The sequence below is a fragment of the Phormidium sp. CCY1219 genome (genome assembly GCF_055795085.1).
The window spans coordinates 1-201 of record NZ_JAYFEQ010000562.1; the positions used below are offsets into that span (position 1 = coordinate 1).

A 201-nucleotide genomic window follows, 5' to 3' on the forward strand; every position below is an offset into this window, starting at 1 on the left:
GGGGAAACAACCCGGTGTTCCAACGAGAGTATCGAAGCTCTTGAAGAGACAAAAAGGGAAGTGTAACCACTGCGGACTTTATTTCAAGGAAGAAGACACTATGGAAGTAGACCACATCATCCCGGAAACCCTAGGTGGAAAGGATGAATACAAAAACCTCCAACTTCTTCATAGACATTGCCACGATGTAAAGACTGCCAC

At 45.3% G+C, this 201-nt stretch carries 1 protein-coding gene; it reads left to right on the forward strand.

Translation table 11 applies throughout. The features are described from left to right. Window positions 1-201 (forward strand): HNH endonuclease (locus tag AC0QH1_RS15565; protein ID WP_324632116.1); only part of this gene is annotated, 201 nt, incomplete at both ends.